We start from the raw sequence: 9600 nt of genomic DNA on the forward strand, positions 1-9600 counted from the left end.
CCCGGCGGAACGAGCCATCGCCGTGGAAGCGCTTTCTCTGGCCGAGCCCCGGCTGGCCGATGCGGCCGCCGGCCCCTGCGGCGTCGTCACCCTCGACGTGGATTCGCGCGGCTACTGCAGCGAGCATGAGCACGCCACCCGCGCGCACTACGGGCAGCGGCTGGCGGCGCTGATCGGCTGCGCCTTCGAGGGCGAGTACGCCGCCGCCGCGCCGCCCGGCTCACGGCACTACTTCGTGCCCAGCGACACGCTTTCCGACCCGGCCCGCGTGCGCGCCCTGGGCATCCTCGGCGTGGACGACCTCTTCGGCGGCGTGGTGCCGTATGCCTTCGTCGCCACAAAGGTCATCAGCCATCCGCTGATCGGTGGGGGCGATGCAGCCCGGCCGCAAGGCTGGTCGACCCGCTTCGCCGGCGAGGTCGGCGGCGCCACGCTGCCGGGCTTCTCCTGCTTCGGCGCGGACGAGGCGATGAGGGCCGGACGCGCGATGCTCGGTGCGGGCGCCGTGCGCCTGAAGCGGGTGACCGCGACCGGCGGGCGAGGGCAGATCGTCGTGGACAGCGCGCAGGCGCTCGACAGCTGCATCGGCGCGATGGACCAGGCCGACATCGGGCGGCACGGCCTCGTACTCGAGGCGAACCTGCAGGATCCCATCACCTGGAGCGTCGGCCAGGTGCTGGTGGCGGGCATGGTCGTGAGCTACTACGGCGTGCAGCGCACCACCAGCGACAACGCCGGCGAGGAGGTCTATGGTGGCTCCGACCTCGTGATGCGGCGCGGCGACTTCGACGCGCTGATCGCCGGCATCGTCTCGCCCTCGCTTCGCCGGGCGGTCGAGCAGGCGCGGCGCTATCACTGCGCGGTGAGCGACTGCTACCCCGGCTTCTTCGCCTCGCGCGTGAACTACGACGTCGCGCAGGGCGCCGACCGCAGCGGCCAGTGGCGCTCGGGCGTCCTGGAGCAGTCGTGGCGCGTGGGCGGCGCCACCGGTGCGGAGATCGCGGGGCTCGAGGTGTTCCGCGCCGACCCCGGGCGACACGAGGTGCGCGCTTCGTGCTTCGAGGTCTATGGCGCTTCCGCGCCCGTGCCCGCTGGCGCCATCGTGGCCTATCAGGGGACGGACAGCCGCGTCGGGCCACTCGTCAAGTACACGACCCTGCCCGGAGAGCACCATGCCGACGCGCCGTAGCACCATCGACATACCGGTCGACGGCCAGCACATCGAAGGCACCTTGTTCGCCGCCTCGACCACCGTGCCCGGCGTGCTGCTGGTGCACGGCTGGGACGGCAGCCAGGAGCAGTACGCCAAGCGCGCGAACGAACTCGCCGCCCTGGGCTGCGTGTGCCTGACCTTCGACCTGCGCGGCCATGCGCGCCATGCCGCGCGGCGCATGGAGGTGACCCGCGAGGACAACCTGCGCGACGTGCTCGCGGCCTACGACGCGCTGGTCAGCCACCCGACGGTCGATCCGGCGGCGATCGCCATCGTCGGCAGCAGCTACGGCGGCTACCTGGCGGCGCTGGTCAGCGCGATGCGGCCGGTGCGCTGGCTGGCGCTGCGAGCGCCCGCGCTCTACCGCGACGGCGAGTGGGACACGCCCAAGGGCGCGCTCAGCCGCTCCGACCTGGTCGCCTACCGCCGCTCGCTGGTCGGCCCCAAGGACAACCGCGCGCTCGCGGCCTGCGCGGCCTTCGCGGGCGACGTGCTCATCGTGGAGTCGGAGCACGACCAGATCGTGCCGCACCCGGTGGTCGAGAACTACCTCGGCGCCTTCAAGCGCGTGAAGTCGGTGACCTACCGCGTGCTCTCCGGCGCGGACCATGCGCTCTCGAAGCAGGAGTGGCGCCAGGCCTACGGTTCGCTGCTGGTGTCGTGGCTCACGGAGATGACCCTGGGCGCCCAGGCGACGGCCACCATGACCAAGCCGGTGACCAGCGCGACCGCCTGAGAGGCGGTGTCGCCGAGCGGGGAACGGACGCGGCAGGACACCCCATGCGAATGCTGCGCGCGGCTTGAGCGGACCGGCCGTCAGCCCGTCGTGCGTTGCTGCAGCGCTGCTTCGGCGGCCAGCGCCACCGCGGCCAGCCGCGCATCGTCGCCGCGCACCGACGCCAGCATCAGCCCCACCGGCAGGTCGCCCTGCGCGTGGCACGGCAGGCTGAAGGCGCAGCCGTCGAGCAGGTTGATCGCGAAGGTGTTGCGCAGCAGCAGGCCGTTGGCCTTGAAGAAGGCCGCGTCTTCCGCCAGCGCCGCGATCGGCGGAGCGACGATGGGCACGGTCGGGCACAGGAGGGCATCGAAGCCTTCGACGGCGCGCTCGACGCGGCCGATCCAGTCGCGCCGGCGGTCCTGCATGGCGATGTAGTCGGCCGCGCGCACCTCGGTGCCGAGTGCGATGCGGGCGGCCACGCGCGAGTCGAAGCCGTCGCGCCTGGCCGCGAAGCGCTCGCGGTGCACGGCCGCCGCCTCCACCGGCGAGAAGCCGCCGGGGGCGTTGACGGTGGCGATCTCGGCGAGCTCGGCAAGGGTGATGTCCACGATCTGCGCGCCCGCGGCAGACAGCGTCTGCAGCGCACCTTCGAAGGCGCGTGCCACGGCGGGTTCGATGTCGTCGAACATCAGCGTGCGAGGCACGGCCAGGCGCATGCCCTGCAGCGGACGGCGGCGCACCGCGAGCGGCGCGTCGGCGATGGCGGCATCGGCGGTGAGGCAGTCTTCCACGCTGCGCGCCATGGCGCACACCGTGTCGAGCGAGCGCGCGAGTTCGAAGGCGCCCGTGCGCGGCACGCGCGACTGCGTGCTCTTGAAGCCGACCAGCCCGCACAGCGCGGCGGGGATGCGGATCGAGCCGCCCGTGTCCGAGCCCAGCCCCGCCACCGCGAGACCCAGCGCCACCGACACAGCCGCACCGGAAGACGAGCCGCCCGGAATGCGTGCAGTCTGCGCGTCGGCCGGATTGCGCGGCGTGCCGTGGTGCGGATTGATGCCCACGCCCGAGAACGCGAACTCCGTCATGTTGGTCTTGCCGACGATGGCCGCGCCCTGCGCGCGCAGCCGCGCCACGGCAGTCGCGTCGTGCGCGGCCGGCGGCTCGCCCGCGCAGACCGCGGAGCCGGCCATGGTGGTCTCGCCGGCCACGTCGTAGAGATCCTTGACCGAGACGGGCAGACCGGCGAGCGGGCCGAGTTCGATGCCGGCCTTGCGCGCCGCATCGGCATGGCGTGCGGCGGCGCGGGCGCCGTCGGCGTAGAGCCGCGTGAAGACATGCGCCGCGGCGGGCTGCGCCGCGGCGTCGAGCACCTGCTCGACCAGCGCCTCGTGCGACAGCTCTCCACGCGCGATGCGTTCGCGCAGGGCCGAAATGGTGAAGCCGTTCTTCGTCGTCATCACGCCACCACCGGCAGTGCTTCCACCGCATAGCGATGCACGATGCGGCGCCGAAGCTTCGGGTCGTGCAGTTCGATTTCCATCTGCGCGGCGGGCCGGATGCCTTCGCCCCTGGCGTTGGGCAGCGCGCCCAGCGTGCCGCAGGTCATGAAGAGGCCTTCGGGCGCGGAGCCTGCGCCCGGCATGCCGTCGCGCAGGCCGGCCAGCGGCCGGATCGAGGCGAGCGTGCCGCGCTGGTAGTCGATCCAGCGGCCGTCCTCCAGGATGCGCGAGCGCAGCTCCAGCGTGTCCTGGTGCGCCTGCACGTCGCGCCAGCGCCAGGCGGCCTCGGCCACGGGCTTGGCGCACATCTGCTTTGACACCGCCACCGAGTAGCTCTCGACGTGGCGGTCGGTGTGGTCCGAGGCGACGCTCAGCCACCACTCGCCCTGCGAGAAGAACAGCACCGGCTCGGCCTCGCCGGAGCTCTGGTCGCCCAGCGCCTCGATGGCGGGCGATTGCGTCAGCAGCTGGGCCGCCACGCGGTAGTACAGCGGCACGCTCGAAGGGCGCGGCACGCCGAGCGCTGCGAGCTCCTCGATGTGGTGCTCGATGGCGGCGATGTCGCGGCCGGTCCAGCCGGCCACCACCAGCGCGCGGGGCGCGACGAGGTGGATGGCCGCGCAGCGCGTGCCGTCGTCGGCGATGCTCTCGCAGGCGAAGCGCAACAGTGAATTCATGTTGTTCGTGCTCGCCATCGATCAGCTCTCCAGCGGGCGCTTGGCGGTCTCACGCGCCACCACCAGGGCGATCAGCGTCACGCCCAGCGCGGCCACCACGTAGAACGACACGGCCATCGTGCTGCCCCAGGACTTGAACAGGCTCGCGATGATCAGCGGCGCGAAGCCGCCGCCCACGATGCCCGCCAGCGTGTAGGCCAGCGAGGCGCCGGCGTAACGCACGCGGCCGGGGAACTGCTCGGTGACGAAGGCGGCCTGCGGGCCGTACATCATCGCGTGAATCAGCAGGCCCACCACCACGGCCGCGCAGATCGCGACCGGGTGTGCGCTGTCCATCAGCACGAAGAACACGAAGGCCCACACCATGCCCAGCAGCGCGCCGGCGATGTACACCGGCCTGCGGCCGATGCGGTCGGACAGGCTGCCGAACCACGGCACCGCGATCGCGTTGCAGGCCGCGCCGATCATCGTGGCGGTGAGCGCCAGCGGCCGCGACAGGTGCAGCACCGTCGTCACGTAGGTCAGCGTGAACACCACCACCAGCGCATACAGCACGTCGGAGCCGATGCGCGAGCCGCCGGCCACCAGCAGGCGGCGCCAGTGCTGGGTGAGCACTTCCTTGATGGGCGTCTTGGCGGTGGCCTTCTTCTCTTCCATCTCGCGGAAGACGGGCGTCTCGTCCACGCCGCGGCGCAGCCACAGGCCGAACAGGACCAGCGCGACGCTGGAGATGAAGGGAATGCGCCAGCCCCAACTCTGGAAGTCTGCCGGGCTCAGCCATGCCGACACCGCGGCGATGAAGCCGGTGCCGATCAGCGTGCCGCACGAGGGGCCCACCTGCGTGAACGAGGCGTTGCGGCCGCGCTCGTCGGGCTTGCCGTGTTCCATCGACAGCAGCACCGCGCCGGCCCATTCGCCGCCGAGGGCCACGCCCTGTACGAAGCGCAGCGCCACCAGCGCGACGGGCGCCCAGATGCCCCAGCTCGCGTAGGTCGGCAGCAGGCCCATCAGGCCGGTCGATACGCCCATGATGACCAGCGTGGCCACCAGCACGAAGCGCCGGCCCAGCCGGTCACCGAGGTGGCCGAACACCACGCCGCCCAGCGGACGCGAGATGTAGCCGACCGCGTAGGTCGAGAACGCGAGGATGGTGCCCGTGAGCGGGTCGAACGAGGGGAAGAACACCGCGTTGAAGACCAGCGCGGCCATGATGTTGTAGACGGTGAAGTCGTACCACTCCAGCGTGGTGCCGATGGAGCTGGCCATGGCCAGCCGGCCCATCCTGGCGGACTCGGGGGCGGGCTGGGCGCCCGTCCTGGCCGCGGCGCTTGCCGTGCCTGCGGTGGGGAGAACATGTTCGGTCATGGAAGTACCTTCGTTCGGTGAAGACATGGAAGTCGGTTCAGGCCAGCTCGCCCGCGCCCAGCTTCCAGCCGAGCGAGAGCAGCCAGCCGGTGGCGGGATCGGCGTCGAGGGCGGAGGCGGCCGCGGCGCGCGCGGCGCGTGCCGCGTCGGCGCTGCTGGTCTCGATCACCAGCATCGGCTGCAGCACGCGGCCTTCGGTGGATTCGCGCGGCAGCGGCGTGCTGAGCGCGGCGTCGGGCATGAGCAGGTACGACTGCACGAAGCCTGCCTGCTCCTTCTTGAGCTGTTGGCCGATGCGTTCGGCGCCTTGCACCAGCGCCTCGGCATCGGCGGCTGCGGCCAGCGGCAGCACGACCACGTGGCTGCCGCTGCCGAAGCCGGTCACGGCGCGCACGGCGCACACCCGGCGCACCGGCTGGCGCATGCGGTCGAGGTTGGCGAGCGACCATGGCGTCTGCTTCTCGAACGCCGCGCGGTAGCCGGGCGAGCCGAACACCGCGAGCGATTCGGTGCGGTAGAGGCCCAGGTACTTGCGCCCGCCCTCGAGCGAGAAGTAGCGCGCACCCGAGAGGAAGCCGGGAATGCGCACGCGCTCTTCCACGTGCTCCTGGTCGTACCAGCGGTTGAAGTCGGCTTCGTCGGCCGGCTCCACGTCGGATGCGACGAACAGCATGCCGTTTGCCGTCGCTGCAGCGGAAGAAGAGGAGTCAGTGGTGTTCATGGCGGCAGAAGAGAGTCGGGCCTTCGAAAAAATGAAGGCGCGATCTTCCGTCGCAGGGGCGGACTGTCACAAACGAGTTTTTCTGGGCGACAGCCACAAGAATTACTGGCCCCTTTTCGGGGCCGGATGCGCCATTCCGAGGGTTAACCCTCTGTGGACGCGCTCCATGTTGGTGCGACGGCCGAGGTCGTGAACTGGTCGGAGGCCCGGCAGGCAAGTTCGGCCACGAGCCGGATGGCGTCGGAGTCGGCGGCTTCGAGGTGGCTCACCACGATGCGCTGGGGCGAGATGAGCGCATCGCACTCGATGATCTTCACGTCGCCGGTGGCCACGTATTCGTAGCAGGGCGGCAGCGGCACCAGCGCGTTGCCGAAGCCGGCCTTCACCAGCCGCGCGAGCGCCGAGATCGAACTCACGCAGTGCACCTTGCCCAGCGGAATGCCCGCTGCGCGGAACAGGTTCTTCAGCGCCTCGTGCGGCTGCGAGCCGGGGCTCATCGTGAGCACGGGCTGGCGCAGCAGCTGCTCGACGGTCTGCGTGCCCTCGGCGCCGGGCGGCCCGACCCAGCCCATGGGCATCGGCAGGCAGGGCGTGCTCACGATGCCCGCGCCGGCGATGTGGTCGGTCTGCAGCGCGATGTCGAGCGCGCCCTCGCGCAGTCCGCGGTGCAGCGCCAGCGTGGTCTCGGAGGTCAGCTGCACCTCGATGCCCGGATAGGTGGAGCGCAGGTTGGTGAGAAAGCCCAGCAGCCAGGTGTGGACCACGGTCTCGATGGCGCCGATGCGCACCAGCCCGAGGATGTCGCCGCGCGGGCGGCCGAGCGAGACGATCTCGCGGCGCAGCTCCAGCAGCCGCTCGCCGTAGTCCATCAGCCGCACGCCGACGGGCGTGAGCCGCAGCTCGCGCGCGTCGCGCTCGAACAGGCGCGCGCCGATGTCTTCTTCGAGGGAGGCGACGCGGTTGGACACCGCCGCCTGCGTGATGTGGAGCCGGTCGCTCGCGGCGCGGAAGCTGCCCAGCCGCGCGGCCCAGAGGAAGGCTTCTACAAATCTTGTGTTCATGAGGGCACCTGCGGACCATTCTGCCCGCATCGCGCCTGCACGAGAACCTGCTGCCTGCCGGACCCGTACCGGTGTCGGCGCGCTGCAGCCCTTCGCTAGCCTGCGTCGTAGAAGAACTCTTCGCGCACGATCTTTCCGTCCTTGACGGTGTAGAGCGCCATTTCCTCCATGGTGAAGCGGTGGCCGTTGGCCTTCATCGTCACGTCGAAGCGGAAGCCGACGATGAAGCGGTCGTCGTGCGGCCACGGACCGGCGACCTGCATCGAATGCACTTCATGGTTGGCGGTCCACCACTCGCCCTTGGCCCTGATGGCCGCGAGACCGACCGCCTCGCGCGCCTGGCCGGGCGGGGCGCTGGCCTCGACGCTCACTGCCTCGGGTGCATAGAGCACCTGGGCGCCTTCGAAATTTCCGTCCTTGCAAAGCGCCACGAGCCTGTCGGCGATTTCCTTGGTGTTCATGAGTTTCTCCTGTGAACGTTGGGAGGGAACGAGCGAGCGAATGAACGAATGAACGAGCGAACGAAGACCGGGGCGCAGTTTAGGCCTGGCGGAAGGCGTCGAGGCTGCAGGGCTGGAGCCGGTAGGTTCGGATCTCGAGCAACAGCTGCTTCATCGCGGCGGCATTTCTCCGGCGTCGGACCTGCGCGGCCGAAGCACCCAGCCGAGCGAGAACACATAGCGGCTGCCGCCCACCACCCGTGTCACGCTGTGCTCGCAGGCATCGGGACGGAACAGCTTGATGCGCCGCGTCGCGAAGATCGGCGTGGCGCAGACGAACTCGCCGCCCGAGCGCGGCGACTTCAGCACGATGTTCAGCCGGTAGTGCCGTCCGGCCTGAACCGGGTCGGTGTGCGGCGGGATCTCCGAGCCTTCGGGGTAGCGGATGAGGTAGCTGTCGAACGGCAGCGGCCAGCGCGCCGTGAGCAGCAGCATCTTGTCGTAGCCCGTGCCCTGGCGGCCGCGCTGCCAGCGGAAGGCCAGGGAGAAATAGTTGCGCAGTTCGGTGGCAAAACTCATGCGGGATGTATGGGAGCCTCCAGGCCGCGCATTTTGAGCCGATTCAGCAGAAGACGATCGCGGTCCTGTGCTCGATGCTCAGGCGAGCCGATTCGTACAGCAGCAGCCAGGAGACGTATTCGCGATACAGGCCGTCGTCCTCGTCGATGAGCGCATCGATGCGTTCGGCTTCCTCGTCGGAGAGCCTGCCGTCGTCGAGGCGGATGCCCAGCGCGGGAGCGACGAACACCAGCTCCTCGAGCAGCCGCTGGGAGGAGCCCAGCATGCCGCCGGGAAGGCCGGCCGGTTCCTCGATGTCCGCGTCGCCTTCGGCTTCTTCCTCGTCGCCGCCGTCCCCGTCGAACAGCACCTCGTCGAAGTCGACGGGAACGTAGAAGCCCTCGGCGTCGGAGTGGCACAGCAGGTGGCTCTCGCAGCCGTCGAGCAGCGCCTGGATCTTCGGGTCGGCCGTGGGGTCGACATCGTCCGCCAGCGGCGTGGCCATCCAGTCGGGCGACAGCACGCGGTGCGCATAGGCGCGGCGCAGGTAATGGATGAAGGAGTACGGAAAGCCGTCGATCGAGGCGCGCGAGTCGAGTTCGAGCGGACCGCGCGGCTCGGTGTGCGGGGGAAGCCCCGCGGCGGCGAGCACGCGGTTGACTTCGGCCAGTTCTTCCTCGAAGCCCTCGGCGCTTTCGGGATCGTCCTCGAGCAGTTCGGCGAGCATGCCGACGCAGACAGCCAGGCCCATGGTGTTGTCCTCCAGGTTGTGGGTTCGCCGCGATGGTGAGGGCGGCCGGTGAAGGAGCGATGACCGGTCGATGCTCCTTCGCCGTTCCCCCTGTCAGGCACTCGCCGCAGCCGGGAAAGGCCTGGATGCGACGGGGCCGGGCGTTACCGTTACCAGCTGCACTTCTTGCCGTCGTCGGAGGCGATGTCCTGCGAGAACGAATACTGCTTGCCGTTGCGCAGGTTCTTGTAGTCGAAGCCGTAGATGTTCGCGCCCTGGGTCGTCACGACGTACTGGCCCGCGATGCGGCCGTCGACGATCTCGGCCCAGGTGGTGGTGTATTCCCACGGACGGCCCTCGGGCTTGTCACCGACTTCGGTCTTCACCGGCACGATGGTGATCACGCGCGACGCCCCCTTGTACCTGACGTATCCGCCTGACCAGTTGCTGTTCGGGTCGGAAAACACGCGCCATTCCAGGCGGATCGATTGCGCGGAGGATTCGGTCAGGCAGCGGTAGTCGACCGAGACCGGCGCATCGCCCGATGCGGCCAGTGCCGACAAGGGCAGCAGGAGTGCTGCGAGCGCAAGGCGGGTGTGGTTCATGGCAGGCAGCCGA

11 protein-coding genes are annotated in these 9600 nt (G+C 70.1%); 2 read left to right on the plus strand and 9 right to left on the minus strand.

The annotated features are described in order from the left end of the window. Nucleotides 1-22: 22 nt before the first annotated feature. Nucleotides 23-1189 (plus strand): DUF3182 family protein, encoded by a 1167-nt coding sequence (locus ACTJLF_RS12875; RefSeq protein ID WP_440883209.1) that lies wholly within the window; start codon nt 23-25, stop codon nt 1187-1189. Continuing rightward, on the plus strand, nt 1173-1949 hold the full coding sequence (locus ACTJLF_RS12880) for an alpha/beta fold hydrolase (RefSeq protein ID WP_132752472.1): 777 nt from the start codon (nt 1173-1175) through the stop codon (nt 1947-1949). The genes ACTJLF_RS12875 and ACTJLF_RS12880 overlap by 17 nt, the downstream gene beginning before the upstream one ends. Nucleotides 1950-2029: 80 nt before the next feature. On the opposite strand, the gene ACTJLF_RS12885 is transcribed toward ACTJLF_RS12880, so the two are convergent. From ACTJLF_RS12885 to ACTJLF_RS12925, 9 genes are all read right to left on the minus strand, one after another. Next, nucleotides 2030-3388 carry an amidase gene (locus ACTJLF_RS12885; protein WP_440883210.1) on the minus strand — a complete coding sequence of 453 codons (1359 nt, stop codon included), beginning with the start codon at nt 3386-3388 and terminating at the stop codon, nt 2030-2032. Further along, complete coding sequence (locus tag ACTJLF_RS12890; RefSeq protein WP_244164307.1) at nt 3388-4107, minus strand: DUF2848 domain-containing protein; 720 nt, start codon at nt 4105-4107, stop codon at nt 3388-3390. Before ACTJLF_RS12890 ends, ACTJLF_RS12885 begins: the two co-directional genes overlap by 1 nt. 21 nt (nt 4108-4128) lie before the next feature. Beyond that, the gene (locus ACTJLF_RS12895) at nt 4129-5472 is read right to left on the minus strand and encodes an MFS transporter (RefSeq protein WP_132797102.1); all 1344 of its coding nucleotides are present in this window, start codon (nt 5470-5472) and stop codon (nt 4129-4131) included. Nucleotides 5473-5509: 37 nt separating this feature from the next. Beyond that, entirely contained in the window at nt 5510-6193 is a 684-nt protein-coding gene (locus ACTJLF_RS12900; RefSeq protein ID WP_440883211.1) for a hypothetical protein, read from the minus strand. A 143-nt stretch (nt 6194-6336) separates the two neighbouring features. Then, nucleotides 6337-7254 (minus strand): LysR family transcriptional regulator, encoded by a 918-nt coding sequence (locus ACTJLF_RS12905; RefSeq protein WP_019654167.1) that lies wholly within the window; start codon nt 7252-7254, stop codon nt 6337-6339. A gap of 95 nt (nt 7255-7349) precedes the next feature. Beyond that, entirely contained in the window at nt 7350-7715 is a 366-nt protein-coding gene (locus tag ACTJLF_RS12910; protein ID WP_019654166.1) for a nuclear transport factor 2 family protein, read from the minus strand. A 150-nt stretch (nt 7716-7865) separates the two neighbouring features. Then, entirely contained in the window at nt 7866-8273 is a 408-nt protein-coding gene (locus ACTJLF_RS12915; protein ID WP_132752477.1) for a 2OG-Fe(II) oxygenase, read from the minus strand. Between the two features lie 43 nt (nt 8274-8316). After that, the gene (locus ACTJLF_RS12920) at nt 8317-9003 is read right to left on the minus strand and encodes a hypothetical protein (RefSeq protein WP_440883212.1); all 687 of its coding nucleotides are present in this window, start codon (nt 9001-9003) and stop codon (nt 8317-8319) included. A 149-nt stretch (nt 9004-9152) separates the two neighbouring features. Beyond that, the gene (locus tag ACTJLF_RS12925) at nt 9153-9587 is read right to left on the minus strand and encodes a hypothetical protein (RefSeq protein WP_126182818.1); all 435 of its coding nucleotides are present in this window, start codon (nt 9585-9587) and stop codon (nt 9153-9155) included. Nucleotides 9588-9600: the final 13 nt, after the last annotated feature.

The sequence above is a fragment of the Variovorax sp. 22077 genome (assembly GCF_052044195.1).
Classification (GTDB): Bacteria; Pseudomonadota; Gammaproteobacteria; order Burkholderiales; family Burkholderiaceae_C; genus Variovorax; species Variovorax atrisoli.

Excerpts from the sequence above, each read along its gene's own strand:
- ACTJLF_RS12885 (WP_440883210.1), bottom strand. The coding sequence starts at position 3,388 with ATGACGACGAAGAACGGCTTCACCATTTCGGCCCTGCGCGAACGCATC.
- ACTJLF_RS12920 (WP_440883212.1), bottom strand. The coding sequence starts at position 9,003 with ATGGGCCTGGCTGTCTGCGTCGGCATGCTCGCCGAACTGCTCGAGGAC.
- ACTJLF_RS12880 (WP_132752472.1), top strand. The coding sequence starts at position 1,173 with ATGCCGACGCGCCGTAGCACCATCGACATACCGGTCGACGGCCAGCAC.
- ACTJLF_RS12895 (WP_132797102.1), bottom strand. The coding sequence starts at position 5,472 with ATGACCGAACATGTTCTCCCCACCGCAGGCACGGCAAGCGCCGCGGCC.
- ACTJLF_RS12900 (WP_440883211.1), bottom strand. The coding sequence starts at position 6,193 with ATGAACACCACTGACTCCTCTTCTTCCGCTGCAGCGACGGCAAACGGC.
- ACTJLF_RS12925 (WP_126182818.1), bottom strand. The coding sequence starts at position 9,587 with ATGAACCACACCCGCCTTGCGCTCGCAGCACTCCTGCTGCCCTTGTCG.
- ACTJLF_RS12910 (WP_019654166.1), bottom strand. The coding sequence starts at position 7,715 with ATGAACACCAAGGAAATCGCCGACAGGCTCGTGGCGCTTTGCAAGGAC.
- ACTJLF_RS12890 (WP_244164307.1), bottom strand. The coding sequence starts at position 4,107 with ATGAATTCACTGTTGCGCTTCGCCTGCGAGAGCATCGCCGACGACGGC.
- ACTJLF_RS12905 (WP_019654167.1), bottom strand. The coding sequence starts at position 7,254 with ATGAACACAAGATTTGTAGAAGCCTTCCTCTGGGCCGCGCGGCTGGGC.
- ACTJLF_RS12915 (WP_132752477.1), bottom strand. The coding sequence starts at position 8,273 with ATGAGTTTTGCCACCGAACTGCGCAACTATTTCTCCCTGGCCTTCCGC.